The sequence below is a fragment of the Micromonospora sp. WMMD1120 genome, assembly GCF_029626235.1.
Classification (GTDB): Bacteria; Actinomycetota; Actinomycetes; order Mycobacteriales; family Micromonosporaceae; genus Micromonospora.
In genome coordinates, this window is the sequence record NZ_JARUBO010000005.1 from 3,030,988 (window position 1) to 3,056,750 (window position 25,763).

Consider the following 25,763-nt stretch of genomic DNA (forward strand, 5'->3'; position numbering starts at 1 on the left):
GACAGGGGTAGGCGCAGATGATCGACGCCGTTACCGGGCGGGTGCGGGCGGCCCAGCACGCCGTGGCCCGGATCAGCGCCGCGCCGCTGCTGGTGCGGGTCGGGATCTTCGTCGTGGTGTTCGCCGGGTTCGCCCTGGCCTTTCCCGCCGAGGTGTTACCCGGGCGGCCCGTCCTGTTCCTGGCGGTGGCGGCGCTGTTGCCCGCGTTCGGTCCGCGGCGGCTCTGGGCGACCTTCACGGCGTTCGTCACTGTCGGCGGCTGGTTGCTCGCCACCGACGGGTACGGTCGTCCGGTCGCCCTGTGGCGACTGCTCGCCGTCGCCACCCTGCTCTATCTAGGCCACACGCTCTGTGCGCTCGCCGCGTTGCTTCCGTACGACGCGGTGGTGGACCCCGACCTGATCACCCGCTGGTTGGCGCGGTCGGCTGCCGTCCTGCTGGGCAGCGCCGTGCTCGGGGTGCTGTTGTTGCAGGTTTCGGGCACGGGTGGGGACACGGGTTACCAGTGGGTGACGGTGCTGGGGCTGCTGGTGGCGGTGGGGACCGCGGCGTTGCTGGGTTGGCTGCTGCGCCGCCGGTGACCACTGGTGCGAGAGGGTTACGCAGGTCACAGCGGTTGTGCTCCGTCACAGATGGGGGGCGCGAGCGGGATTAGCTGAGCATGCCGGGGAAAGATAGACGACGTGAATCCGAAGCGGATCCTTGTGGTGGGTGCCGGGCACGTCGGTCTGTACGCGGCCCTGCGCCTGTCGAAGAAGCTCAGCTCCCGTGAGGCTGAGGTCATGGTGGTGGACCCCCAACCCCACATGACCTACCAGCCGTTCCTGCCCGAGGCGGCGGCGGGCAACATCTCCCCGCGCCACTCCGTGGTGCCGCTGCGGCGGGAGTTGAAGCGCTGCAAGATGGTGGCCGGCACCGTCACGCGGATCGAGCACGCCCGCAAGGTGGCCACCGTGCAGCCGATCAGCGGCCCGGCCCGGGAGATCACGTACGACCACGTGATCGTGGCCCCGGGTTCGGTCTCCCGCACCCTGCCGATTCCCGGCCTGCACGAGCAGGGCATCGGGTTCAAGACCATCGGCGAGGCGATCTACCTGCGTAACCACGTGCTGGACCGGCTCGACGTGGCCGCCGCGACGCCGGACCCGGACGTCCGCCGCTCGGCGTTGACCTTCACCTTCGTCGGCGGTGGTTACGCCGGCATCGAGGCGCTCGCCGAGATGGAGGACATGGCTCGCGACGCCCTGCGCTACTACCCGGAGCTCAACCAGGACGAGGTCCGCTGGGTGCTGGTCGAGGCGACCCAGCGGGTGCTGCCCGAGGTCGACCGGGACATGGGCGCGTACACCGTCCAGCAGTTGATGAAGCGGAACATGGACATCCGGCTGGACACCCGGCTGGAGTCCTGCGTCGACGGTGTGGTGAAGCTCTCCGACGGCGACAGCTTCCGGTCCGACACGATCGTCTGGACGGCGGGCGTGAAGCCGTCGCCGATGCTCGACGCGACCGACCTTCCGCGCGACGAGCGCCGGCGGGTCACCTGCCTGCCCACCCTCCAGGTGGTCGACGGCGACCGGGTGGTCGAGGGCGCGTGGAGCGCTGGTGACTGCGCCGCCGTGCCCGACCTGACCAAGGAGCCGGGCAACTTCTGCTCGCCGAGCGCACAGCACGCGGTGCGCCAGGCGGCCCGGATGGCCGACAACATCGCCGCCGTGATCCGGGGCCGTGAGCCGGTCAACTACAAGCACAAGCACGTGGGCAGCGTCGCCAGCCTCGGCCTGCACAAGGGCGTGGCCCAGGTGTACGGCATCAAGATGACCGGCTGGCCGGCCTGGGTGATGCACCGGACGTACCACATGAGCCGGATTCCGTCGTTCAACCGCAAGGTTCGCGTGGTGGTGGACTGGACGCTGGCGTTCGTCCTCAAGCGCGAGGTCGTCGCCCTCGGTCAGCTGCACGACCCGCGCGAGGAGTTCTCCGAGGCGTCCCAGCCGGTCGGCGCCCCCCGGGTCTGAGCCCCCCACCCCGCCGATCTTGCACTAACTGCGGGCGAAACGCCCCCTGTGGCGCGTTTCGTCCCCGCAGAACGTGCAAGATCGGCGGGGTTTTTTTCCTAGACCCGCCAGGTCCAGGCGTCGGCGATGCGGGTCGCGGGGCCGTAGAGCTGTTCCAGGGTCCGGCGCAGGCTGTCGGCGTGCGGGGCGTCGTCGGTCAACGCCACGCAGGACGCGCCCCAGAAGTCCGCGTCCCGGGCCGCCTGCCGACGCTGTTCGTCACCGATGGCCGGCTGGTCACCGCGCCGGGCGACGTCCGCCAGCAGCGCCGAGGTGGGCTGCTTGAAGGTGCCCATCGCGGCGGTGCCGCCCCGCCCGTACGGGCCGATGAAGAACCCCTCGGGCAGGCCGAAGCCGGCGTTGGCGGCGGTCGCCCAGCGCATCGGCCAGGGCTCCTTCGGGGTGGGCAGCGGCACCGGAACCAGCACCCCGCCGGGGCGTACGCACTGCCGCCAGTGGCCGCCGGTGACGAACTCCGGCACCGCCGGTCGGCCGGCGGTCGGCAGCGGAGCCGGGAAGATCGGCAGCAGTGCCACAGCGACGGCGACCGGCACCAGCCGCCGCGCCCGCCCGGTGCTGCCCAGCGCCCGGTCGACCGCCAGGACCAGTAGCGTCGCGACGATCGGCAGCAGCGCCAGCGCGAACCGCATCGGCAACGCGCCGTCCACCACCGGCAGCTCGCCGATCAGCGCGTACGGGCCGGGAATGGCGGTCCTGGTGCCGCCGAGCACCACCTCCGGGCCGAGTGACAGCGCGCCCATCACCAGGCCCGCGACGACGCAGGCGAAGACCAGCCGGCGTCGCCCGACCCAGATCGCGCAGGCCACGGCGACCAGCAACAGTGGCCAACCGAGGAAGGTGTTGTACTCGGCCGGGCCGGTGGTCAGCCGGGCGGACTCGTCGCTGCCGACCACCGACAGCGGGGAGATCGCCCACCAACTGCTCAGGTCGGCGGAGAAGTAGGCCGGCGTGAACATCCCGTCGGCGACGCCCTGCGGCCCGGCGAACTGGAACCACAGCGGGTAAGCGAGCACCAGCAGCGCGAGCCCGGCGGCGACGGCGAGGCCGGCGGCGAAGGTGGGCAGCGCGCGGCGGGCCAGCTCCCGGTCGGCCACGGCGTAGCTGATCGCCATCACCAGCAGGGTGACAGCCGCGAGGAAGAGCACCTCCTCGCCGATGAACACCTGCGCGGTGACGGCGGCGGCCAGCCCGGCCGCGGAGGTCACCACCCGCCGCCGATCCGGGCCGGCGGTGCGGGTCCGGCCGGTCTCGTCGCGGGTCGGGGGACCGGGGTCGGACGCCCGCAGCAGGCGCACGACCAGCCAGACGATCACCGGCACCAACCACTGGGCGGTCATGTGCAGGTGGCTGTTCGTCTGCGAGACCATGCCCGGGCCGAAGCCGCACAGTCCTCCGCCGAGCGCGGCGGCGACCCGGCGGGTGCGCAGCGTCCGGTGGAACAGCAGGTACCAGGCGAGGGCGGTGCCGGCGAGGTTGCCCGCCGCGAGCAGCGCGAACGTGACCGGCGCGCCCAGCAGCAGCGTGACCGGCGAGAAGGCGACGCCGAGCGCGATCACCGTCGTGTTCGTCATGAGGTTGACGCCGTCGGGGGCGTTGAGCAGGTCGGTGAGCAGGTCGAAGTCGCCCAGCAGCGCCCGGGCGTCCACGGCCAGGAACCACTCGTACAGGGTCTGGTCCTCGGGGTTGAGCGCCAGGGTGCGGCTGCCCGGGTCGGGCCACAGCCCGTGGGTGAGCCAGCCGGCCAGCACCGCCCACACCAGAGCGACGAGCAGGTCTGCCCGGTGTCGGTGCACGGCGGACAGCAGTCGGGCGGCCCGTGGTCGGCGGTGATCCCGCCCGGCGAGGCGAAAGCCCTGCTCGCGGGCGGCGTCGGAGGCCGTGGGGGCTGCGCTGCTCACGGCATCGACCCTAGTGCGACAGGTCCGCCGGGGTACGCCGGGTCGCCACAGACCGGCTACGGTGACACTTGCACGGTGCGTGTCGGCGCGCCGGTGCCACCCGCCCGGGTGGTGGAACGGCAGACACGGCCGCCTTAAAAGCGGCTGCCGCAAGGCGTGCGGGTTCGACCCCCGCCCCGGGCACCGTTCGGCCTCCACGCATTCTCGTTCGTGATCACCAGGACTTGGCTGCGCCGTTTACTCTTGGAGGGCACGTTCACGTGCACACGACCCCCTGAGGGAGGCCAGACAGTGAAGACCTCGAACCCGGTGCTCGCCCGGCTCGGCCAGGCGGCCGAGCGGGAGCGCTCCGCCGGGTACGCCCCGACCGGGCCGTACGGACAGCCCGGCATTCCCCAGCAGTACCCGTCCCAGGCCGGTTACCCGGCAGCGCCGCCCACCGTGGCGCCCATGACCGTCGACGACGTGGTCGTCAAGACGGTCGCCCTCCTCGGCATCCTCGGCATCACCGCCGCGGCCGCCTGGGTGCTCGTGCCCGACTCGCTGGTCGGCACCGCCTGGATCGGCGCGGCGGTGGTCGGGCTGGTCCTCGGCCTGATCATCTCGTTCTCCCGGATGGCCAACCCGGCGCTCGTCATCGCGTACGCGGTCGTCGAGGGCGTCTTCGTCGGCATGGTCAGCAAGGCGTTCGAGACCTTCTACGACGGCATCGTGCTCCAGGCCGCCACGGCCAGCTTCGGCATCTTCTTCCTGATGGCGATGCTCTACAAGGCGAAGGTCATCCGGGCCACCCCGGCGTTCGTCAAGGGCATGATCGCGGTCATGGCCGGTCTCTTCGCGGTCATGCTGATCAACCTGGTGCTGGCGCTGTTCGGCGTCAACACCGGCCTGCGCGACGGCAGCCCGCTGGCCATCGGCTTCAGCCTGGTCTGCATCGTGGTCGCCTCGCTGAGCTTCGTGCTCAGCTTCAAGGAGATCGAGGACGGCGTCCGGATGGGCCTGCCGCAGCGCTACTCCTGGGTGGCCGCGTTCGGCATCCTGGTCAGCCTGGTCTGGCTCTACATCGAGATCCTGCGCCTGCTGAGCTACTTCCAGGGCGACGACTGACCTCGTCCGCGCTGCCGACCGGCGCCCGCTCCCATTCCGGTGGGGGCGGGCGCCGTCGTTTTCCCGCCGCCGCCGGGCCGCCCGGGGGAGAGTGACTCCGAGGGGTACGCGGGCGGAGGAGGCGGCGGTGCGCAGCGAGAACCCGGTGCTCAGACGGCTGGACGAGACCGGCCGGGTGGAGGCCCGGGTGCTCGGCTCCCGAGACGTCGAGCCGATGACCGTCGACGACGTGGTGGTGCGTACCGTCGGGTTGCTGCTCGTCACGGGCGCCGCCGCGGCGGTGTCCTGGGCGGTGGTCCCGGACGCGGTGTGGTTGGGCGCCGCGCTGGCCGGCAGCGCGCTCGCCTCGATCGCCCTGGTCCTGGTCATCTCGCTGCGGAGGATCACCAACCCGGTGCCGATCGTCGGTTACGCGGTTCTCCAGGGGCTGCTGCTGGGGGTCGCCAGCCGCACCTTCGAGCAGGTCTACCCGGGCATCGTGGTGCAGGCGGTGGCCGGCACGTTCGGCGTCTTCCTCGGCATGGCGGCGCTCTACCGGGCCCGGGTGATCCGGGCGACGCCCCGGTTGGCGCGGCTGGTGATCGGCACGCTGCTCGGCATCGCCGTGCTCACCGTTGTCAACCTGGTGTCGTACCTGATCACCGGGCGGCCGGGTCTGGCGGTCTACAGCGTCAGCGGCGAGGTGGGCTGGCTGCCGTACGCCTTCTCGGTGCTGGCGATCATCGCCGGGGCGTTCAGCTTCATCCTCGACTTCGACCTCGTCGAGCGGTCGGTGCGCGACGGTCGACCCCGCCGGTACGCGTGGCTGAGCGCTTTCGGCCTACTCACCGGGTTGGTCTTCCTGTACTGGCAGCTACTGCGGCTGCTCAGCTACCTGCGTCGGTGACCGGCCCGGACCGGCCCGTCCGGTGGCGGCCGTAGACTCGGCGGCGATGAGCGCAGCGGAGTTGGACCGGGCCGTGCGGTTGCTGGTCGGTCAGGTCGTGCACTGGCAGCAGCCGAGGTGGGCGGCGGTCGCGAGCGCCGGCAACGTGTCCCGCGCCGACCTGGTGCACCGGCTGGTGCAGGAGATCGCCAACCTGGCCGCCGACGCCGAGGGGGAGCCGCGGCGGGTCGTGCCCCGGCTCGACAACGACCTGGCCCTGCCCGACCAGTTACGGGTGGTGACGGCGGACCTGCTCGCCGCCGATCCCGGGCCGGACGCGGTGGCGCGGGCCGCCGCCGAGGTGGCGGCGACCCGCAGCGCGCTCTGAGGCCCGCTCAGCTCAGCCGTTCGAGCACCATGGCCATGCCCTGGCCACCGCCGACGCACATCGTCTCCAGGCCGATGGTCTTGTCGTGCCACTGCAGGGCGTTGAGCAGGGTGCCGGTGATCCGGGCGCCGCTCATGCCGAACGGGTGACCGACGGCGATCGCGCCGCCCATCACGTTCAGCTTCTCCTCCGGGATGCCCAACTGCCGGTAGGAGGGGATGACCTGGGCGGCGAACGCCTCGTTGATCTCGACGAGGTCGACGTCGTCGATGGTCATGCCGGCCCGCCGCAGCGCCTGCCGGGACGCCTCGACCGGCCCGAGGCCCATGATCTCCGGCGACAGGGCGGTCACCCCGGTCGACACGATCCGGGCCAGCGGGGTCAGGCCCAGCTCCTCGGCCCGCTGGGCGCTCATCACCACGACGGCGGCGGCGCCGTCGTTCAGGGGGCAGCAGTTGCCGGCGGTGATCCGGCCGTCCGGTCGGAACACCGGCTTCAGGCCGGCGACCGCGTCCAGCGTGACGCCGGCCCGTGGCCCGTCGTCGGTGCTCACCACAGTGCCGTCCGGCGTGGTGACCGGGGTGATCTCCCGGGCCCAGAAACCGTCCGCGATGGCCTTCTCGGCGAGGTTCTGGCTGCGTACGCCGAACTCGTCCATGTCGGCGCGGGTGACGTCGTACACCTGGGCCAGGTTCTCCGCGGTCTGCCCCATGGTCAGGTAGATGTCGGGCAGCTCGCCGGCGGCACGGGGGTCCGTCCACACCTCGGCGCCGCCCTGCGCGCGGAGCTTCGAGCGTTCCCTGGCCGTGGCGAAGCGCGGGTTCTCCCAAGCGCCTCCGACCAGCGCCTGTGCCTCGGGCGGCAACCCGTCGGAGCTGCCCCGGGCGTAGCGGGAGACCATCTCGACCCCGGCGGAGACGAACACGTCGCCCTCGCCGGCCCGGATGGCGTGCATGGCCATCCTGGTGGTCTGCAACGACGAGGCGCAGTAGCGGGTCAGCGTGGCACCGGGCACAGTGTCCAGACCGAGGAGTGTGGACACCACCCGGGCCATGTTGAAGCCCTGCTCGCCGCCGGGCAGGCCGCAACCGAGGTAGAGGTCGTCGATGGTGGCCGGGTCGAGCTGCGGGACCTTGTCCAGCGCGGCCCGGACGATGGTCGCGGCGAGATCATCGGGGCGGACCTCGCGCAGGGAGCCCTTGTGCGCACGGCCGATGGGGGAACGGGCGGTGGCGACGATGACAGCGTCGCGGGACGACTCAATCGGCATGGGCCAACGTTAACCCGCCGGTAACTTGGCGCGGAAGGAGCCGGCGCGGCGGGAAATGTCACCCCGGCCAGGGACGATCTAGCGCCGGGTGGTGGCCGCCGCCGCGGCGACGACGGCCGGCAGCAGCGCGTGCGCCCAGACCCGGTAACCGTCGGCGGACGGGTGGAAGCCGTCCGCGCAGAGCGTCCCCGCGTCGGCGCGGAACACCGGACCGGTCTCGACGGCCAGGTCGACGACCGAACCGCCCGCCTCCAGCACGGCGGTGGTCTGGGCGCGGGCCATCCGCCGGCCGGTCCAGCCGATCACCTGCCGCAGCGGGGGCGCGATGGCCCGCACCGCGCCGAGGTCGGGACAGGTGCCCACCACCACCTCGACGCGCGCCTCGCGCAGCCGGTGCACCGCGGCGGCGAGATAGGCCGCCGCGTCGGCGGGCCGGCGCAGCCCGGTGGCGTCGTTGGCGCCGATCAGGATCAGCGCCACGTCCGGCCGCTCGCCGAGCAGGGCCCGGGCCACCTGGGTGGCCAGGTCGGTCGAGCGGGACCCGGAGACGCCGACGCTGGACAGATGCACCCGACGGCCGGTCGGGCCCTCGGCGAGCAGGTGGGCCAACTGCCCACCGATGGTGTCCTCCAGGCGGTCGACCCCCACGCCCAGCGCGGACGAGTCGCCCAGCAGCACCAGCCGCAGCGGCGCGGCGCCCGTCCGGCCGATCGTGGCGCGCAGCGCCAGGCCCAGCTCCGGTTGCGCGTAACGCCGGTGTCGGGCGACGAACGCCTCACCGGCGAGCACTGCGGCGCTCCCGACGGTGCCGGCGAGCAGCGAGAACGCCGCCGCCCGCCCCAGTCGGCCGGTGCGGCCGGAGGTCACGCCCCGCGCGCTGCGCTCGTTCATGCCAAACCCTCCACTGTCGAGGTGCCCGACGCCGACCCGTGCTGCGGCACAGCGCCGACACCGAAGAACGCCCGGCGACGCAACTGCGCCCACCGACCGGCCGGCCCCCGGTCGCGCCCCCGGACCTGGGCGCCACTGACCTCCGTGCCGGCGTGCCGAGCGGCCTCCTGCGCGGCCTCCGGCAGCGACCGTACGCCTTCTCCCCGCGTCGGTGTGACCCGCCGTTCCTGCGTCGCGCCGAGGGCGGAGAGCATCGTCGGCAGGAGCGCTGCGGCGGCCATCGCGTATCCCTCGGCGGAGGGATGGAACCGGTCCCAGGCGAACATCCGGGTCGGCTCCGCCGTGAACCGGGGGCCGAGCAGGTCACCGAGGGAAACCGTCCAGCCGCCCGCCTCGACCACCGCCACCGTCTGGGCCGCGGCGAGCTGACGGCTCCAGCGGTGCGCCAGCCAGCGCAGCGGTGGCTGGATCGGGCGGATCGCGCCCAGGTCGGGGCAGGTGCCGACGACGACCTCGCAGCCCGCCTCGCGCAGGGTGCGCACCGCCTCGACCAGATAGCGGACGGCCAGCCCGCGCGGGGTGCGGTTGGTGATGTCGTTGCCACCGATGAGGATGACCGCGAGGTCGGGCCGGCACTCCAGCGCCGCCTCCACCTGGTGCCGGAGCGCGGCCGAGATGGCGCCGACCACGGCGAAGCGGTGCAACCGCACCGGGCGGTGCAGTCGGCGGGACAGGCCCGTGGCGAGCAGCGCCCCGGGCGTCTCGCGGCCGCGGTGCACCCCGTAGCCGGCGGCCGACGAGTCACCGAGCACGACCATGGTCAGCGCCGGACCGGGGAACTTCGCGCCGTACGTCCCGTCGCAGCGCGGCGGTGGCGCCTCGGCCATCGGGATGGTGCGCCGGGCCTGGCGGGCCTGGCCGAGCAGCACCCCGCCGGTCGCCATTCCGGCCGCCGCGGTGGCGACCGTCCCGATCGCGGCCAGCCGCGCGAGCCGCCGGGCCTGCCGCCAGCGCTCACCACCGGGTACGACCGAACGTGCCACCCCCATACCGCGAGATTATCGCGCGGGCCTGACATGCCGCTGTCGTCGTGACGGCACCCGGGTGCCTGGAAACCGACGCGGCGGGGTACTTCTGCGGGGAAGGCCGGCCGGCTTGCGTCGACCCGCCACGATGATCCGGCGGAGAGGAGCGCGACGATGGGTAAGACACTGAAGCGCAGCGCGGCGTTCACGGCCCTGGCGCGGGCGCTGGCGGCCGGGGCGCGTAACGGGCCGTCGATGGGCACCCGCCTGGCCGCGCTGCCCCGAATGATCAGGGCCACCGCCAAGGGGGAGTACGACGGCGGCCTCCGGCTGGCGCTGATGACGGCGGCGACGGCGTACATCGTCTCGCCGATCGATCTGCTCCCGGAGATCCCACTGGCGATCTTCGGACTGGCGGACGACGCGGTGATGGTCACCTGGTTGGCCGGCAGCGTGCTCGCCGAGACCGATCGCTTCCTCGAATGGGAATCCCGTCGCCGCTCGGTCATCCCGGGCGGGCTGGTGCCCTGACGGCACGTACGCTGGGCGGCGAGGATACGTCTGCCCGGCCGCCACCGCCGGCGCCGCAACGAAGGGCACACAGTGCAGTACTACGACAACGTCGTCGACATGATTGGCAACACCCCACTGGTGCGTCTGCGTAACGTCACCGAGGGCATCCAGGCGACAGTGCTCGCCAAGGTCGAGTACGTCAACCCGGGCGGCTCGGTGAAGGACCGGATCGCGCTGCGGATGGTGGAGGACGCCGAGGCCGCCGGTTTGCTCAAGCCCGGCGGCACGATCGTCGAGCCGACCAGCGGCAACACCGGCGTCGGGCTGGCCCTGGTGGCCCAGCTCAAGGGCTACCGGTGCGTCTTCGTCTGCCCGGACAAGGTCAGCCAGGACAAGCAGGACGTGCTCCGGGCGTACGGCGCCGAGGTGGTGGTCTGCCCGACCGCCGTCGCGCCGGAGGACCCGCGCTCCTACTACAACGTCTCGGACCGGCTGACCCGGGAGATCCCCGGCGCGTGGAAGCCCAACCAGTACAGCAACCCGGCGAACCCGCGCTCGCACTACGAGACCACCGGCCCGGAGCTGTGGAAGCAGACCGACGGCGGGCTCACGCACTTCGTGGCCGGCGTCGGCACCGGCGGCACCATCTCCGGCATCGGGCGGTACCTGAAGGAGGCGTCCGAGGGGCGGGTCCGGATCATCGGAGCGGACCCGGAGGGCTCGGTCTACTCCGGCGGCACCGGCCGGCCCTACCTGGTGGAGGGCGTCGGCGAGGACTTCTGGCCGGAGACGTACGACAGGGGTGTCGCCGACGAGATCGTCGAGGTCTCCGACAAGGCGTCGTTCGAGATGACGCGTCGGCTGGCCCGCGAGGAGGGGCTGCTGGTCGGCGGCTCCTGCGGCATGGCGGTGGTCGCCGCGCTGGAGGTCGCCCGCCGGGCCGCCCCGGACGACGTGGTCGTGGTGCTGCTGCCGGACGGTGGTCGGGGCTACCTCTCGAAGATCTTCAACGACTCGTGGATGGCCCGGTACGGCTTCCTGGACAACTCCGGCGCCGAGCCGACGGTGGCCGACGCGCTGGCCAGCAAGCCGGGCGGGCTGCCCGAGCTGGTGCACGTGCACCCGACCGAGACGGTCCGCGACGCGATCGACTACATGCGCGAGTACGGGGTCTCGCAGCTGCCGGTGCTCAAGGCCGAGCCGCCGGTGGTGACCGGTGAGGTCGCCGGCTCGATCGCCGAGCGGGACCTGCTGGACGCCCTGTTCACCGGTCAGGCCCACCTGCACGACACCATCGAGCGGCACATGGGCGACCCGCTGCCGATGATCGGCGGCGGTCAGCCGGTCAGCGAGGCGGTCACCATGTTGGAGAAGTCCGACGCCGCGCTGGTCCTCGTCGACGGCAAGCCCAGAGGCGTCCTCACCCGCCAGGACCTCCTCTCCCACCTGGGCGCCCACTAACCCCCCTCGCGCCCCTCGCCCCCTCGCCCCCTCGCCCTCTCCTTCCCCGCGCCGATCTTGCGGTTGCTGTTGACGATACGCGGCTTTTGTGACCAAAAGTCCCGACAGGAACTGCAAGATCGGCGGGGAAGGGGGCGCGCGGGGACGGGACGGGGTGGGTGGGGGTTAGAGAGGGCGGGTGTAGCGGATCTGGGGGGTTAGGGCGGTGCCGATGTGCTCCTCGCGTTCGATGCCCGTCGACGTCCAGCCGCCGCGCTCGTAGAAGGCGCGGGCGTGGGCGTTGTCGCGGAGGACCCAGAGCACCGCGCGACGCCACGCCCGTGCCCGCATGGCGTCCAGGACGTCCACCATCAGCGCCCGGCCCACGCCCCGGCCCTGCTCGGCCGGCTCCAGGTGGATCGCGTTGAGCAGCCCGGTGTCCGGGTCACCCTCGTCGTCCGGGCCCAGGTAGCTGAACCCGGCCAGCCTCCCGGCGCGTTCCGCCACCGTCATCCGGTGGGTGTCCCGCTCCCAGGCCCACCGTTCGACCCAGTACCGCCCCATCGCCTCCGGCGTCGGGTCCGCCAGCGACTGCGCCGGCAGGAACGAGGAGTACGCGGCGACCCGGGAGCGCTGGTGCAGTGCGCCGACCGCCATCAGGTCGGCACCGGTCGCGGGGCGGAGCGTGATGGTCACCCGGCCGAGGCTACCCGGCGCGGTGGGAGCTGGACCGTCGTCAGGTCCTCGGCGATGATCAGCTCCCCGTCGAAGTGCGCACGTGCCTCGTCGTGGAAGCGGCGCGGGTCGGGATAGCGCTGCGAGAAGTGGGTGAGCACGAGTCGGCGTACCCCGGACTCGGTCGCCACCCGCGCGGCCTGCGCCGCGGTCAGGTGGCCGACCTCGGCGGCCAGCGCGGCCTCCGACTCCAGGAACGTCGACTCGATGACCAGCAGGTCGGCGTGCTCGGCGAGGGCGTACACGCCGTCGCAGAGGCCGGTGTCCATCACGAAGGCGAACCGCTGCCCCGGCCGGGGGACGCTCACCTCGGCCCTGGTGACGCGGCGTCCGTCGAGGTCCAGGTGCCCGACGCGGACCAGCTCGCCGACGGCCGGGCCGGTGATGCCGTACGCGGCCAGCCGCTCCGGCAGCATGCGGTGGCCGTCCGGCTCGACCAGCCGGTAGCCGTACGTCTCGATGGGGTGCCGGAGCCGGCGCGCCTCCAGCGTGCCGCACCTCAACCCGATGCGCTGGCCGTCGGTCTCGATCGGCTCGACCCGCAGCTCGGCGGTCTCGTAGAACGATGTGGCGTAGCGGAGCCGGGCGAAGTATTCGGCGCCACCGGCGGGGAAGTGCACGGCGACCGGGTGCGCCACCCGGTCCAGGGAGAGCCGCTGGATGGTGCCGGGCAGGCCGAGGCAGTGGTCGCCGTGGAAGTGGGTGACGCAGATCCGGGTCAGGTCGGTGGCGGTGACAGTGGTGTGCAGGAGTTGGCGTTGGCTGCCCTCGCCCGGGTCGAAGAGGATCACCTCGTCGTCCCAGCGCAGCACGTACCCGTTGTGGTTGCGCTGGCGGGTCGGGGCCTGGCTGGCCGTGCCCAGCACCACCAGCTCGCGCATCGACATCGGCGCGCCCTCTTCCGCGGATAAGGCGACCCCCGGGGCGCTCCGCGCTCGCGCGCGGGCCGGCTGGACTTGGCCGGCACCCCGGGGGTCGGGTGGCTGTCTGGTATTCGCCGCACCGCTGCCACACGGTCTCGACGATGGTGCTGGTGCCCGCCTGTCGGCGGACCGATCACTGTCGAGGACAGCGGCTAGCGGACAGCCACCTCACGAGTCCGATTGCTATACAAGTCTGGACCACCTCCTTTCACGTGTACGGTCACGCTATCCACTTCCCGCCGCCCTCGGCAACGGATTTCGATCACAGGGTCGGATGGGAATGCGTGGTCACCGGAGCGGGTCGGGGTATCCCAGGTCCCGCATCTTCGCGGCGGTGAAGACGACAATGATGTCGTCGCCGGGGATGAGGGCGTCCGCCTCCGGGAAGCGTGGGGTGCCGGCGACGAACCACACCGGCCCCGCCGCGAAGTCCAGCCGGAGGGCGGTGGGCAGGTCGACGTCGCGGGGCGGGGCGGCCACCTCGCCGTTCCACCTCGTGGTCGGCCCCAGCTACGGGTGGAAGACCGCGGACCAGGTCACGGTCACCGGACCGGACGGGGTGGTGAGCTGGACCCCGAGTTGCGCGTGGTGCCAGTCGCCGTGGTCCCAGTCGACGTCCGGACCGCTGCTGCGCAGGTCCCAGTAGTCGACGGCGAGGACCCGACGCCCGCGCAGGGCATCGACCCGGCGCGCGAAGGCGGCGCGGGCGTCGGCGCGCTGGTTGCTCACGGTCGTCATGATCGCCGCCGACGCTCCGCACGGCAACGGGTGGAGACAGAGCGGCCCCCGTGGCGCGGTGGTCACCACGCCACGAGGGGCCACCGATCGTGGTCGGACTCAGCCGCCGACGCGGGCCACGCCGACCGGGCAGCTCAGCCCGTTCGGGCCGTGGTTGCAGTAACCGTTCGGGTTCTTCGTCGGCGCCAGGTACTGCTGGTGGTAGTCCTCGGCGAAGTAGTAGTCGCCGAGCGGCGCGATCTCGGTGGTGATCTCGCCCTTGCCGGCGCGGGTCACGATCGGCTGGAACGCGTCCCGGGACGCCTCCGCGATGGCGCGCTGCTCGTCGGTGGTCGTGTAGATCGCCGAGCGGTACTGGGTGCCCACGTCGTTGCCCTGGCGCATGCCCTGGGTCGGGTCGTGGTTCTCCCAGAAGACCTTGAGCAGATCCTCATAGTTGATCTTGCTCGGGTCGTACACCACCTGGACGACCTCGGCGTGCCCGGTCCGGCCGGAGCACGTCTCCTCGTACGTCGGGTTCCTGGTGATGCCACCCGCGTAGCCGGCGGAGGTGGTGTAGACGCCGGGCAGCGTCCAGAACAACCGCTCGGCGCCCCAGAAGCAGCCCATGCCGAAGACCGCTACCTGCAGGCCCTCCGGAAACGGGCCCTGCAACGGGGTGCCCAGCACCTCGTGGCGGTCGGCGACCGGCATGGCGATCGGACGGCCCGGCAGAGCCTGGTCGGGCGAAACCATCTCGGCGTTCAAACGGCGCAGAAACACGGTGGGGATCTCCTCTCGGTACCTCTCCCAGCGTGTAACACCGGTGGGTCTTCCATCCTTACCCGCGTACGGGTGACTCAGGCCCCACCGGGGAGGGCGGCGGCGATCCGCTCGGCGTACGTCTGCGCCTCGGCGTCGTCGTCGTAGCGGGTACGCGGCCAGAAGAAACCCCGCAACCCGTCGCCCTTGGTCCGCGGCACCACGTGGGTGTGCAGGTGCGGCACCGATTGGGACACCTTGTTGTTCATCGCCACGAACGTCCCACCGGCGCCGAGACCGGTCTCCACGGCCACGGCCAGCCGCCGCACCAGCGCGAAGTAGCCGGGCAGCAGGTCGGCCGGCAGCTCCGCCAGGGTCACCAGGTGGACCCTCGGCACCACCAGCACGTGCCCCCGGAACACCGGTCGGGTGTCCAGGAACGCCACACCGTCGGCCGTGTCGGCCACCCGGAACGCCGGCACCGCACCCGCCACGATCCCGCAGAACACGCAACCGCTCATCCGTCCAGGCTATGCCGGCACCGCGCCGCCGGTGCGCCGCCGGTGCGCGTGGGGCGGTGCGTATCCAGGTATTCAAATGAGTTGGTGTCGAGGGCTGTGTCGTGGTGACAATGTCGCCCGGCCAGTCGGTCGCGGTGACCGCCGCCTGGCCGGTGCCGACGATCCGACTCCTCGGTGCGACCTGACGACCCTGGGCACCGGCGTGCGTGTCGCTGCCCCGAAAGGACCGACCTTGCACATCAGAAGAGGCATCAGCCTGGCGCTGGCGGCGTTGACCGCCGGTCTGCTGACCGGCGCGGTACCCGGCCCGGCTCTGGCCGCCGCGCCGACCGCCACCGCGCTGCCGTTGAAGACGGTGGCCGACGTGGTGTCGGCGGGCGACCGGGTCTTCGTCAGCGGTGGCCGCTCGTCGACCGACGTCGTGGTGACCAGCGCGACCGGCGCTGTCGTCGGCACCCTGGCGGGCCTGCCCGGCCCGACCGACCTGCTGCTCAGCGCCGACCGGCAGACGCTCTACGTGGCGCTGCCCAGCGCCAACGCCATCGCCGTCTTCGACACCGGCTCGCTCGTCGAGTCGGCGCGCTACGACACCGGCGTGGGCGAGTGCCCGTCGTCGCTGGCGTTGACCGGCCGCTACCTGTGGTTCGGTTACGGCTGTGACCAGTGGGGCGGCAACATCGGCCAGATCGACCTGGGCCGTCAGCCGGCCCGGCTCACCACCGGCGTCGCCGGGCACGATTACCACGACTACCCGCTGCTCACCGCCGCCGGTCAGAACCGGTCGGTGCTGCTCGCCGGGCAGCCGGGGTTGAGCCCGGCGTCGGTGTACGCGTACGGCGTCGGCACCGGCGGAGCCCTGACCCTGCTGCGGACGAACTCCTGGTCGGTGGTCGGCAGCAACCTGCGCGACGTCGCGCTCGACCCGACCGGCACCACGGTGTTCACCGCCGCCGGCGCGCCCTACGAGGTGCAGGCGTTCCCGTTCGCGGACATCAGCACCCCGTCCGCCACCTATCCCACCGGCGCGTACCCGAACGCGGTCGAGGTCTCCCGCGACGGCACCCGGATCGCCGCCGGGGCGGACGCCACCTACGACCCGGACGTGTTCGTCTTCACCCCGGACGGCACCGAGTTGGCGCGCTTCGAACTCGGCGACGAGCTGAGCCCCGGCGCGCTGGCCTGGTCGCCCAACGGCGCCCGGCTCTACGCGGTCGCCTACGACTGGACCGGGGTCAACCAGGCGACCCTGCACGTCCTGCCCGCACCGGCCGGCTGACCGGAGCGCCGGCCAGGGGTCGGCGTACGGGGGTCGGGCCGGTGGGCCCGACCCCCACCCGGGAGCGCGGGTTGCGTTCCAGCCCCCGGGACGGGGCACTAGCCTCACCAGCATGAGTCACGGCTTCGAGACGCTCGCCATCCACGCCGGCCAGGATCCTGAGGCCCGGACCGGCGCGGTGATCCCACCGATCTACCAGACCAGCACGTACGCGCAGGACGCCGTCGGCGCGCCCCGCCTCGGCTACGAGTACAGCCGCTCGGGCAACCCGACCCGCGACGCGCTCCAGGAGTGCCTGGCGGCCCTTGAGGGCGGGTCGGTCGGGCTCGCCTTCGCCAGCGGCCTGGCCGCCGAGGACACCCTGCTGCGGGCCGTGTGCCAGCCCGGCGACCACGTGGTGATCCCGGACGACGCGTACGGCGGCACGTACCGGCTCTTCGCCCGGGTCGCCCAGCGTTGGGGTCTGGAGTTCACCCCGGCGAAGGTCTCCGACCCGGCCGCGATCCGGGCCGCCGTGCAGCCCGGCCGCACGAAGATCGTCTGGGTGGAGACGCCGACCAACCCCCTGCTCGGCATCGCCGACATCGCCGCCCTGGCCGCCGTGGCACACGACGCGGGCGCCCTGCTGGTGGTGGACAACACCTTCGCCTCGCCGTACCTTCAGCAGCCGATCGCGCACGGCGCGGACGTGGTGGTGCACTCCACCACCAAGTACATCGGCGGGCACTCGGACGTGGTCGGTGGCGCGCTGGTCGTGGCCGACGCGACGCTCGGCGAGGAGCTGCGCTACCACCAGAACGCGATGGGCGCGATCAACGGCCCGTTCGACGCCTGGCTCACCCTGCGCGGCATCAAGACCCTCGGGGTACGCATGGACCGGCACTGCGACAACGCCGAGCGGCTCGCCGCGTACCTCGACGGGCACGCCAAGGTCTCCCAGGTGATCTATCCCGGGCTGCCCTCGCACCCCGGTCACGAGGTGGCCGCGAAGCAGATGCGCCGGTTCGGCGGCATGATCTCGTTCCGGGCCGCCGGCGGTGAGGACCACGCTGTGGAGATCTGCAACCGCGCCAAGCTGTTCGTGCTCGCCGAGTCGTTGGGCGGGGTGGAATCCCTGATCGAGCACCCGGGTCGGATGACACACGCAAGTGCTGCCGGCTCGCCGCTTGAAGTTCCCGGCGATCTCGTGCGACTGTCTGTCGGCATCGAGACGGTCGACGACCTACTGGCCGATCTGGAGCAGGCGTTGGGCTGACCGCTGGGGAGGATGGCCGTGCGGGACATCATGGCGACCTGGGTCGGGGCGACCGCCAAGCAGATCGCCCGGGGCGTACGCCGGGGCGACGTCTCGGCAACCCAGGTCGTCGCCGACCACCTCGAGTACATCGCCCGGACCGACCGGGATTTGGCCGCGTTCCGCGCGGTTCGCGGCGGCGAGGCGATCACCGAGGCGGAGAAGGTCGACGAGCAGGAGGACCTGGCCAACCTGCCGCTGGCCGGGGTTCCGGTGGCGGTCAAGGAGAACACGGCTGTCGCCGGCCTGCCCACCTGGAACGGGTCGGCTGCCGCCCGCACCGGCGTCGCGGAGGCCGACCACGAGGTGGTGCGCCGACTGCGCGGCGCCGGCGCGGTCATCCTCGGCGTGACACGGATGCCCGAGCTGGGGCTGTGGGCGCTCACCGACGACGACAGCGCGGTGACCCGCAACCCGTGGGACAGCACGCGTACCCCCGGTGGGTCCTCCGGTGGCTCGGCCGCCGCGGTCGCCGCCGGGTTGGTGCCGATCGCGCACGCCAACGACGGTCTCGGCTCGATCCGCATCCCCGCCGCCTGTTGCGGGCTGGTGGGTCTCAAGCCCGGCCGGGGGGTGATCCCGTGCCAACTCGGTGCCGACGACTGGTTCGGTCTCACCGAGCACGGCATGTTGACCACCACCGTCGCCGACGCCGCTGTCGGCTTCTCGGTGCTCGCCGGCCGGCGTCCGGAGAAGCTGGTGCCGCCGCAGCGGCTGCGGGTGGGCGTCTCGCTGCGGTCCCCGGTCCGTGGTGTCGCGCCGGACGCGCCCAACCGGGACGCCGTCGCCGCCGCCGGTCGGCTCCTCGCCGCCGCCGGCCACGACACGGTGCCGGCCGACCCGGTCTACCCCACCGCGCTCGGCCTCCAGGGCATCGCCACCTGGCTCGCCGCCGCCGCCACCGACGTCCGCGCCTCCGGGCTGGACCGGCGGCGGCTGCAACGGCGTACCCGGCGGCACGTGGCGCTGGGTGAGTGGGCGCAGCGCCGCGGCTACGTGCGGGAGGCGGACCGGGCCGGCTGGCGGCAGCGGTCGATCGACTTCTTCACCGATCACTCCGTCGACCTGCTGCTCACTCCGGCCCTGGCCACCGCGCCACCGGAGGCGGCCCGCTGGTCGGAACGGTCCTGGCGGTCGAACATGAGCGCCAACATCCGGTACGCCCCGTACGCCGCCCCGTGGAACATCGCCGGCCTGCCGGCTGTCGTGGTGCCTGTCGGGCGTCGCCCGGACGGCCTGCCGGTGGCCGTGCAGCTGGTCGGGCCGCCCGGCTCGGAGCTGCTGCTGCTCGGCGTGGCCGGGCAGTTCGAGATGGCCGCCCCGTGGACGCGCCACGCCCCCGGCTACCCCCTGGTGGACGCCGGCTCGCCGACCGGCGCCTGACGCCGGACGCGCCGGCCCCGGTGTCGCCGCAGGGTGCGCCGGGGGCGGGTGGCACGATCGGGGCATGACGGAACTGGTCGGTCTCGACGACGTGCGGGCGGCACGGGAGTTGCTCGCTGGCGTCGTCCGTACCACCCCGCTGGAGCCCTCCCGCCCGCTCACCGCCGCGCTGGGCGGGCCGACGTGGCTCAAGTGCGAGAACGTGCAACGGGCCGGCTCGTACAAGGTGCGGGGCGCGTACGTGCGGATCTCCCGGCTGTCGGCGGCGGAGCGGCAGCGCGGCGTGGTCGCGGCGAGCGCCGGCAACCACGCGCAGGGCGTCGCCCTCGCTGCGGGCCTGGTCGGCACGCACGCCACCGTCTTCATGCCGGTCAACGCGCCGCTGCCGAAGGTGGCCGCCACCAAGGGGTACGGCGCGCAGGTCGAGCTGGCCGGCAACACCGTCGACGAGTCACTGGTCGCCGCGCACACCTACGCCGAGCGCACCGGTGCGGTGCTGATCCACCCGTTCGACCACCCGGACGTGATCGCCGGGCAGGGCACCGTGGCGCTGGAGATCCTCGAACAGTGCCCGGACGTCAGGACGATCGTCACCGGGGTGGGGGGCGGCGGTCTGATCTCCGGCATGGCGGTCGCCGCCAAGGCGCTGCGTCCGGACGTACGGGTCATCGGCGTCCAGGCGGCCGGCGCGGCGGCGTTCCCGCCCTCGTTGGTCGCCGGGGAGCCGGTGCGGCTGCCCGCCTTCGCCACCATCGCCGACGGCATCGCGGTCGGTCGACCGGGGGAGATCACCTTCAACCACGTGCGGAAGCTGGTCGACGAGATCGTCACGGTCTCCGAGGAGGACATCTCCCGGGCCCTGCTGATGCTGCTCGAACGCGGCAAACAGGTGGTCGAGCCGGCCGGCGCGGTGGGCGTCGCCGCGCTGCTGGCCGGGGTGGTCGAGGTGCGGACGCCGGTCGTCGCCGTGCTCTCCGGCGGCAACATCGACCCCCTGCTGATGCTGCGGGTGATCGAGCACGGGTTGGCCGCCGCCGGCCGCTACCTGCGGGTGACAGTCCGCTGTTCGGACCGGCCGGGGCAGCTCGCGTCCCTGCTCAGCCAGATCGCCGAGCACCGCGCGAACGTCGTGGACGTGGAGCACCAGCGGGCCAACCCGCACCTCGGCCTCGGCGAGGTGGAGGTGGCGCTGTCGGTGGAGACCCGGGGTGTGGAGCACTCGGACACGCTGATCAGCGCGCTGCGGGCCAGCGGCTACCAGGTGGTCTTCGCGGCCGAGGCGTGACACCTTCCGGTGTCACGCCTCGGCGACGATGCGGTGTGTGGCGACCGGCGACGGTCAGCCGGAGAACGGCTCGAAGCTGACCACGGTCACCTTGATGTCGGCGCCGCTCGGCGCCGTGTAGGTGCAGGTCTGCCCGGCGCGGCCGCCCAGGATCGCCTTGCCCAGCGCCGACTCGGGGCTGTAGACGGTCAGGTCGGTCGTGGCCGCGATCTCCCGGGAGCCGAGCAGGAACGTCTCGGTGTCGTCCGTGTCGTCGTCGAAGTAGATCGTCACGACCATGCCGGGCGACACCGCGTCCGCCGTCGGCGCCTGGCCGACCTTCGCGGTGCGCAGCAGCTCCTGCAGGTAACGGATGCGACCCTCGGCCTTGCCCTGCTCTTCCCGGGCGGCGTGGTAGCCGCCGTTCTCCCGCAGGTCGCCCTCCTCGCGCCGAGCGTTGATCTCGGCCGCGATCGCCGGCCGGTTGGCGATGTGCTCGTCGAGCTCGGCCTGGAGGCGGTCGTACGCGTCCTGCGACAGCCAGGTGGCGGGCGCCTCGTTGCCAGTGGACACAGGCGTTCTCCTCAGTCGTGCGTGGCCGGCGAACAGGTGAACTACCAAGTTACCAGTGCGGTACGACACAGCGTGTCGGCGATCACCACCGGTGCCCGTATCCGACACCGATGGTAGACGTCCGCCGGGATCCGTCGCCGGCCTTGTTCGCCCAGCTCAGGAGGGCGCCTGGCAGCGCAGGACCTCACCGATGAACGGCCGCGCGGTGGTGGTCAGACGGTGCCGGGCGGTGACGTGCCGGTCGCCGGGATCAGCCGTCACGGTGACCTGCTCCCGCCCCACCTCGGCGCCCGCGCGGTCCCGGGCCCGCAGCACGCAGACCGCCGATCCGCCCGCCGGCACCGTCACCCGGAAGTCGACAAGCACCTGCTTGTCGGTGATGTCGGTGTACGTGATCACCTGGGCGTCGTACACCGGGTCGCCGTACTGCCGGTAGAGCCGGACCGAGATCACGGTGAGCGTCGCCACGAGGGCCAGCAGCGCCAGGGCGGCCACCATGGTCCGGCGGCGAGCACCACCGGGCGCCCGGCGACGGCCGTAGCGGCCGGGCGGGAATACCGGCGCGCTCGGCGGAATTGTGGTGTGCGTCTCGGTCACCGGCGGGTATCTCCTGGCGTTGTTGTCGGCCTCATCGGCAAGAATGACAGAATCCCATCCTCCCACCCGGGCCAGCAGCAGGAATGGCAGGTCATGCCTGTGCTGGTGGCCGGCGACCGAGTGTGGTGAGCAACGATCCCGGCAGGTCAGCCGGCGAGCCCGGTCGGGTAACCGTCCGGCACAGACGAGGAGCGCCCACGTTGGCAGATCAACTGCGTCTCATGGCCGTCCACGCGCATCCGGACGACGAGTCGAGCAAGGGTGCGGCGACGACGGCGAAATATGTCGCACAGGGGGTCGATGTCCTGGTCGTGACGTGCACGGGTGGCGAGCGCGGGAGCGTGCTCAACCCGAAGCTCGACCGGCCGGACGTGTGGGCCAACATCGCCGACATCCGTCGGGCCGAGATGGACGCCGCCCGCGCGATCCTCGGCATCGACCAGGCGTGGCTCGGTTTCGTCGACTCGGGCCTGCCCGAGGGCGACCCGCTGCCGCCCCTGCCCGAGGGTTGCTTCGCCCTCCAGGACGTCGAGGTGGCCGCCGGCCCGCTGGTGCGCCTGATGCGTGAGTTCCGTCCGCACGTGGTCACCACGTACGACGAGGACGGCGGCTACCCCCACCCGGACCACATCATGTGCCACAAGGTCAGCGTGGCCGCGTTCGAGGCCGCCGGCGACCCGCAGCGCTACCCGGAGTTGGGCGCTCCCTGGCAGCCGTTGAAGCTCTACTACGACATCGGCTTCTCCAAGGGCAAGATCATGGCCCTGCACGAGGGCATGCTGGCCGCCGGCCTCGCGTCGCCGTACGAGGAGTGGCTCGAGCGGTGGGAGGACCGGCCGGACAAGGGTCCCCGGATCACCACCCGGGTGGAGTGCGCCGAATACTTCCCGGTCCGCGACGACGCGCTGCGTGCCCACGCCACCCAGGTCGACCCGGACGGCTTCTGGTTCCAGGTGCCGATGGAGCTGCAGCAGCGTGCCTGGCCCACCGAGGATTACCAGCTGGCCCGTTCGATGGTCGACAGTCCGCTGCCCGAGTCCGACCTCTTCGCGGGGGTGCGGGAGACGGCCCACGCGCGCTGATTCCGCGCGGAGCTACCCTGGTTACCAACCGCACAACGGAGGACGCCATGCTGACCGCTGCCCAGGTGCTCGCGGAGAACAACTTCGGGGACACCCGCACGGGTGGCCTGGCCGGGCCGATGGGCCTCTTCCTCATCCTGCTGTTGGCCACCGCGACCATCCTGTTGATCCGCAACATGAACTCTCGGCTGCGCCGCCTGCCCGACCGTTTCTCCCAGCAGGCGGGGCCGGTCGACCCGACCACTGCCGACGCGGCAGTCGTCGATCCGACAGACGGGACGGGAGGGCGTGATTCATCCGCGCACGCTCCCAACGGGCACCAGCAGCGCCGGAACGGGTAGTCCCGGCGTGAATCACGCCGAACCGGTTGGTCGCCCCCTGTTGCGGCTACCCGGTTTGGCTTAGCCTTCCGCCGGGGGCACCAACAGCTCCCGAGCCGCGTGCGGAAGGGGGCGCCGATGACCAGCACAGCACCGGCGGCCCGTCGCAGGGTCGGGCGGTCGGTTGACGGAGGAGGTCGATGACCTCCGGTCCGGCCGGCGGCCCGTCCGATCGCCTCGGTGTCCGCGGCACACCCGGTCCGCTGCTCGTGCTCACCGTGGCCGTCACGCTGACCGCCGTGATCGCCGCCGTGGTCGGCCTGACCCTTCCGGTCCGGCTGCCGGCCGGCGATCCCCTCGGTGGTCCGGCCCGCTTCGGTATCGCGGTGGCAGTCGTCGCCCTCGCCCAGCTCGCCCGGCTGCGGTTCCGCTCGGCCGCGGGCATGGTCAGCATCACCTGGGGCGAGGCAGCGCTGATCGTCTGCCTCTACCTGACCCCGGCCGGCTGGCTGCCGTCAGCCACGCTGCTCGGCACCGGGCTGGCCTGGACCGCGCTCTCCCTGTACAACGACCGTCAACCGGCTCTGGAGATCGTCCGGATCGCCGCCTCGCTGGCCGCCGCGACGGCGCTGGCCGTCTCCGTGACCACAGCGCTCGGACGTCCGTTCCTCGCCCCGCCCACCCCGATGCTGGCCCTCGCCGTGATCGCCGGCTCGGTCACCTATCTCCTGGTGACCGCGTGGCTCGGCGGGGTGACACTGGGCCTGCGGCACGGGCTGCCGATCGGGCCGCCGCTGCTCGCCGCGCTCCGCGGAAAGCTGCTGATGTTCGTCGGCAACGTGGCGGTCGGCCTCGTCGTGGTCGCCCTGCTGGAGCTCGATCCGCGCTGGCTGCTGCTGCTGCCTCCGCTGCTCTGGCTGCTCCAGCAGACCTACCGCTACCGGCTGCGTGCCGATCAGGAGCGCCGTACCTGGCGCGCCTTCGCCGAGGCCACCGCCGCCCTCAACCAGCTCGACGAACGGGGCGTGGCCAGCGCGGCGGTCACCGGGGCGCTGACGCTGTTCAGCGCCGAACTGGTGGACGTCGACGTGGCGCGGGCCGACGGCCGGTGGCACCGCTACCGGGGTGACGCCAGCGGTCAGCTGGTCGACCGCCCGGCCGGTCCACCGGACCAGGCGGAGCCGGACGAGCACGAGCTGAGCCGGCCGCTGTCGGTCGGCGCCGCGCCGGTCGGCCGGTTGCGCGTCCGCTTCCCCCGCTCGGCGCCACCCACCGCCCGGGAACGCGACGCGGTAGCCGCGTTCGGCGACGCGCTCGCCGCCGCGCTGCACGACGCCGCGACCCACCGCGAGCTGCGCATGGTGACCGCCCGATCGTCGTACGAGGCGGTGCACGACCCGCTCACCGGGCTGGCCAACCGGGCGGCGATGCTGAGCAGGGGTGACCAGTCACTGCGCCGGCTCGCCCACGACCATCCGGTGGCGCTGCTGCTGCTCGACATCAACCAGTTCAAGGAGGTCAACGACACCCTCGGTCACGCCGCCGGTGACCAGTTGCTGCGGTTGACCTCGAACCGGCTCAACTCGCTCGTCCGCCCCGGCGACCTGCTCGGACGGCTCGGCGGTGACGAGTTCGCCCTGCTGCTCACGGCGGTGCCGGTGCTCGGCGACCGCGCCGCGCCGATGGCACACGCGCTGCGCCAGGCCCGCGAGATCGCCGAACGGCTGGCCGCGCCGACCGAGGTGGCCGGCGTCCGCATGTCGATCGAGGTCTCGGTCGGGGTGGTGGTGGCCAACGCGGGCGCCGCCGACCTGACCGAACTGCTGCGCCGGGCGGACATCGCCATGTACCAGGCCAAGGAGGGCGGCGGCAACGTCGCCGCGTACGACGGCACCCGGGACGCGGCGAGCACCGACCAACTCGCCCTGCTGGCCGAGCTGCGCGAGGCGTTGAAGGTCGACGACCAACTGGTGCTGGCCCTGCAACCGGCGGTCGACCTGGCGACCGGCGCGCCGACCGGGGTGGAGGCGTTGATCCGCTGGCAGCATCCTCGACGGGGGTGGCTCAACCCGGCCGACTTCATCCGGCCGGTGGAGAACAGCGAGCAGCTCGGCACCTTCACCCGCTACGTGCTGAACAAGGCGCTCGGTGTGGCCGCCGACTGGGCCCGGGAAGGGCTGGACGTCCCGATCTCGGTCAACCTGTCCGCGCGCAGCCTGCTCGACCCCCGGTTGCCGGCGGAGATCGCCGACGCGCTGCGCCGTCACCAGGTGCCGCCACACCGGCTGGTCCTCGAGATCACCGAGACGGTGGTGATGAGCGAGCTGGAGGTCATCGACGAGGTGCTGGCCACGCTCCGGTCGATGGGCGTGCAGCTCGCCGTCGACGACTTCGGCACCGGCTTCTCCTCGTTGACGTTCCTCACCCGGATCGCCGTGGACGAGCTGAAGGTCGACCGCTCGTTCGTGATCCGGATGGCCGACTCGCCGGAGGCGGCGGCGATCGTCCGTACCACTGTCGGCCTCGCCCACGAGTTGGGGCTGCGGGTGGTCGCCGAAGGGGTGGAGACCGCCGAACAGCGGTCCGCTCTCGCCGAGTTGGGCTGCACCTCGGCGCAGGGCTACCACTTCTTCAAGCCGATGCCGGCGGACAAGATCGGCGCGGTGCTGGGGACGCTGCGCGACTCGGCCGAGTCGAACGTGTTCCGGCTGCGCGCGGACGGCGCCTCCTGACCGCCCGCTGCTCCATCCCGGACGGGGCAACCAACCGCCCGTCGAACCCCTAAGGTCGATCGAGGTAGATGGATTGTGATGATCCTCTACGTCTCCTCGCCGAAGGGACATC

Annotated in this window: 26 protein-coding genes and 1 tRNA gene; 15 read left to right on the forward strand and 12 right to left on the reverse strand. The window is 72.4% G+C overall.

All coding sequences use genetic code 11. From position 1 onward, the window contains the following. Nucleotides 1-17: 17 nt before the first annotated feature. Nucleotides 18-581 carry a hypothetical protein gene (locus tag O7634_RS14355; RefSeq protein WP_278150623.1) on the forward strand — a complete coding sequence of 188 codons (564 nt, stop codon included), beginning with the start codon at nucleotides 18-20 and terminating at the stop codon, nucleotides 579-581. A 102-nt stretch (nucleotides 582-683) separates the two neighbouring features. After that, the gene (locus tag O7634_RS14360; RefSeq protein WP_278150624.1) at nucleotides 684-2,015 is read left to right on the forward strand and encodes an NAD(P)/FAD-dependent oxidoreductase; all 1,332 of its coding nucleotides are present in this window, start codon (nucleotides 684-686) and stop codon (nucleotides 2,013-2,015) included. 98 nt (nucleotides 2,016-2,113) lie between these two features. On the opposite strand, the gene O7634_RS14365 is transcribed toward O7634_RS14360, so the two are convergent. Then, nucleotides 2,114-3,973, reverse strand: coding sequence for a hypothetical protein (locus O7634_RS14365; RefSeq protein ID WP_278150625.1), 1,860 nt, complete (start codon nucleotides 3,971-3,973; stop codon nucleotides 2,114-2,116). Between the two features lie 102 nt (nucleotides 3,974-4,075). On the opposite strand from O7634_RS14365, the gene O7634_RS14370 reads away from it, so the two are divergent. The 4 genes from O7634_RS14370 to O7634_RS14385 all read left to right on the forward strand — a co-directional run bounded on the left by O7634_RS14370 (nucleotide 4,076) and on the right by O7634_RS14385 (nucleotide 6,333). Then, a tRNA-Leu gene (locus O7634_RS14370) sits at nucleotides 4,076-4,156 on the forward strand. A 108-nt stretch (nucleotides 4,157-4,264) separates the two neighbouring features. Beyond that, entirely contained in the window at nucleotides 4,265-5,080 is an 816-nt protein-coding gene (locus tag O7634_RS14375; RefSeq protein ID WP_278150626.1) for a Bax inhibitor-1/YccA family protein, read from the forward strand. 127 nt (nucleotides 5,081-5,207) lie between these two features. Beyond that, nucleotides 5,208-5,966, forward strand: a complete 759-nt coding sequence (locus O7634_RS14380) for a Bax inhibitor-1/YccA family protein (RefSeq protein ID WP_278150627.1) — start codon at nucleotides 5,208-5,210, stop codon at nucleotides 5,964-5,966. Nucleotides 5,967-6,012: 46 nt separating this feature from the next. Then, a complete protein-coding gene (locus tag O7634_RS14385) occupies nucleotides 6,013-6,333 on the forward strand; it encodes a hypothetical protein (protein WP_278150628.1) in 321 nt (106 codons plus the stop codon). A gap of 7 nt (nucleotides 6,334-6,340) precedes the next feature. Here the strand turns inward: O7634_RS14385 and O7634_RS14390 are convergent, their stop codons facing one another. The 3 genes from O7634_RS14390 to O7634_RS14400 all read right to left on the reverse strand — a co-directional run bounded on the left by O7634_RS14390 (nucleotide 6,341) and on the right by O7634_RS14400 (nucleotide 9,543). Further along, nucleotides 6,341-7,603 carry an acetyl-CoA C-acetyltransferase gene (locus O7634_RS14390; RefSeq protein ID WP_278150629.1) on the reverse strand — a complete coding sequence of 421 codons (1,263 nt, stop codon included), beginning with the start codon at nucleotides 7,601-7,603 and terminating at the stop codon, nucleotides 6,341-6,343. 78 nt (nucleotides 7,604-7,681) lie between these two features. Then, nucleotides 7,682-8,494, reverse strand: coding sequence for an SGNH/GDSL hydrolase family protein (locus O7634_RS14395; RefSeq protein WP_278150630.1), 813 nt, complete (start codon nucleotides 8,492-8,494; stop codon nucleotides 7,682-7,684). Continuing rightward, nucleotides 8,491-9,543: an SGNH/GDSL hydrolase family protein gene (locus O7634_RS14400; protein ID WP_278150631.1), complete on the reverse strand. Its 1,053-nt coding sequence runs from the start codon at nucleotides 9,541-9,543 to the stop codon at nucleotides 8,491-8,493. The genes O7634_RS14395 and O7634_RS14400 overlap by 4 nt, the downstream gene beginning before the upstream one ends. Nucleotides 9,544-9,693: 150 nt before the next feature. Here O7634_RS14400 and O7634_RS14405 point away from each other — a divergent pair, with 150 nt between their 5' ends. Both O7634_RS14405 and O7634_RS14410 read left to right on the forward strand, forming a co-directional pair. Beyond that, the gene (locus tag O7634_RS14405) at nucleotides 9,694-10,050 is read left to right on the forward strand and encodes a YkvA family protein (RefSeq protein WP_278150632.1); all 357 of its coding nucleotides are present in this window, start codon (nucleotides 9,694-9,696) and stop codon (nucleotides 10,048-10,050) included. 72 nt (nucleotides 10,051-10,122) lie between these two features. Next, the gene (locus O7634_RS14410) at nucleotides 10,123-11,493 is read left to right on the forward strand and encodes a cystathionine beta-synthase (RefSeq protein WP_278150633.1); all 1,371 of its coding nucleotides are present in this window, start codon (nucleotides 10,123-10,125) and stop codon (nucleotides 11,491-11,493) included. 165 nt (nucleotides 11,494-11,658) lie between these two features. Here the strand turns inward: O7634_RS14410 and O7634_RS14415 are convergent, their stop codons facing one another. The 6 genes from O7634_RS14415 to O7634_RS14440 all read right to left on the reverse strand — a co-directional run bounded on the left by O7634_RS14415 (nucleotide 11,659) and on the right by O7634_RS14440 (nucleotide 15,130). Further along, nucleotides 11,659-12,168, reverse strand: coding sequence for a GNAT family N-acetyltransferase (locus O7634_RS14415; protein ID WP_278150634.1), 510 nt, complete (start codon nucleotides 12,166-12,168; stop codon nucleotides 11,659-11,661). Then, entirely contained in the window at nucleotides 12,165-13,094 is a 930-nt protein-coding gene (locus O7634_RS14420; RefSeq protein ID WP_278150635.1) for a ribonuclease Z, read from the reverse strand. The genes O7634_RS14415 and O7634_RS14420 overlap by 4 nt, the downstream gene beginning before the upstream one ends. Before the next feature lie 324 nt (nucleotides 13,095-13,418). After that, entirely contained in the window at nucleotides 13,419-13,610 is a 192-nt protein-coding gene (locus tag O7634_RS14425; protein ID WP_278150636.1) for a hypothetical protein, read from the reverse strand. 30 nt (nucleotides 13,611-13,640) lie between these two features. Beyond that, nucleotides 13,641-13,859 carry a hypothetical protein gene (locus O7634_RS14430; protein ID WP_278150637.1) on the reverse strand — a complete coding sequence of 73 codons (219 nt, stop codon included), beginning with the start codon at nucleotides 13,857-13,859 and terminating at the stop codon, nucleotides 13,641-13,643. Nucleotides 13,860-13,967: 108 nt separating this feature from the next. Next, on the reverse strand, nucleotides 13,968-14,630 hold the full coding sequence (gene msrA / locus O7634_RS14435; RefSeq protein WP_278150638.1) for a peptide-methionine (S)-S-oxide reductase MsrA: 663 nt from the start codon (nucleotides 14,628-14,630) through the stop codon (nucleotides 13,968-13,970). Between the two features lie 77 nt (nucleotides 14,631-14,707). Continuing rightward, the gene (locus tag O7634_RS14440) at nucleotides 14,708-15,130 is read right to left on the reverse strand and encodes an HIT family protein (protein WP_278150639.1); all 423 of its coding nucleotides are present in this window, start codon (nucleotides 15,128-15,130) and stop codon (nucleotides 14,708-14,710) included. A gap of 232 nt (nucleotides 15,131-15,362) precedes the next feature. On the opposite strand from O7634_RS14440, the gene O7634_RS14445 reads away from it, so the two are divergent. The 4 genes from O7634_RS14445 (at nucleotide 15,363) to ilvA (ending at nucleotide 20,368) form a co-directional block, all read left to right on the forward strand. Beyond that, the gene (locus O7634_RS14445) at nucleotides 15,363-16,406 is read left to right on the forward strand and encodes a hypothetical protein (protein WP_278150640.1); all 1,044 of its coding nucleotides are present in this window, start codon (nucleotides 15,363-15,365) and stop codon (nucleotides 16,404-16,406) included. A 112-nt stretch (nucleotides 16,407-16,518) separates the two neighbouring features. After that, nucleotides 16,519-17,661 (forward strand): cystathionine gamma-synthase, encoded by a 1,143-nt coding sequence (locus O7634_RS14450; protein ID WP_278150641.1) that lies wholly within the window; start codon nucleotides 16,519-16,521, stop codon nucleotides 17,659-17,661. A 12-nt stretch (nucleotides 17,662-17,673) separates the two neighbouring features. Beyond that, nucleotides 17,674-19,083: an amidase family protein gene (locus O7634_RS14455; RefSeq protein ID WP_278150642.1), complete on the forward strand. Its 1,410-nt coding sequence runs from the start codon at nucleotides 17,674-17,676 to the stop codon at nucleotides 19,081-19,083. Between the two features lie 64 nt (nucleotides 19,084-19,147). Beyond that, nucleotides 19,148-20,368, forward strand: a complete 1,221-nt coding sequence (gene ilvA, locus O7634_RS14460) for a threonine ammonia-lyase (RefSeq protein ID WP_278150643.1) — start codon at nucleotides 19,148-19,150, stop codon at nucleotides 20,366-20,368. A 54-nt stretch (nucleotides 20,369-20,422) separates the two neighbouring features. Here the strand turns inward: ilvA and greA are convergent, their stop codons facing one another. Together greA and O7634_RS14470 are read right to left on the reverse strand one after the other, a co-directional pair. Next, the gene (gene greA, locus O7634_RS14465) at nucleotides 20,423-20,920 is read right to left on the reverse strand and encodes a transcription elongation factor GreA (protein WP_278150644.1); all 498 of its coding nucleotides are present in this window, start codon (nucleotides 20,918-20,920) and stop codon (nucleotides 20,423-20,425) included. A gap of 156 nt (nucleotides 20,921-21,076) precedes the next feature. Continuing rightward, the gene (locus tag O7634_RS14470; RefSeq protein ID WP_278150645.1) at nucleotides 21,077-21,517 is read right to left on the reverse strand and encodes a DUF4307 domain-containing protein; all 441 of its coding nucleotides are present in this window, start codon (nucleotides 21,515-21,517) and stop codon (nucleotides 21,077-21,079) included. A gap of 200 nt (nucleotides 21,518-21,717) precedes the next feature. Between O7634_RS14470 and mca the strand changes: the two genes are divergently transcribed. From mca to O7634_RS14485, 3 genes are all read left to right on the forward strand, one after another. Continuing rightward, nucleotides 21,718-22,599 carry a mycothiol conjugate amidase Mca gene (mca, locus tag O7634_RS14475; RefSeq protein ID WP_278150646.1) on the forward strand — a complete coding sequence of 294 codons (882 nt, stop codon included), beginning with the start codon at nucleotides 21,718-21,720 and terminating at the stop codon, nucleotides 22,597-22,599. Nucleotides 22,600-22,646: 47 nt separating this feature from the next. Further along, nucleotides 22,647-22,940: a hypothetical protein gene (locus O7634_RS14480; RefSeq protein WP_278150647.1), complete on the forward strand. Its 294-nt coding sequence runs from the start codon at nucleotides 22,647-22,649 to the stop codon at nucleotides 22,938-22,940. Between the two features lie 179 nt (nucleotides 22,941-23,119). Continuing rightward, nucleotides 23,120-25,651 carry a bifunctional diguanylate cyclase/phosphodiesterase gene (locus O7634_RS14485; protein WP_278150648.1) on the forward strand — a complete coding sequence of 844 codons (2,532 nt, stop codon included), beginning with the start codon at nucleotides 23,120-23,122 and terminating at the stop codon, nucleotides 25,649-25,651. Nucleotides 25,652-25,763: the final 112 nt, after the last annotated feature.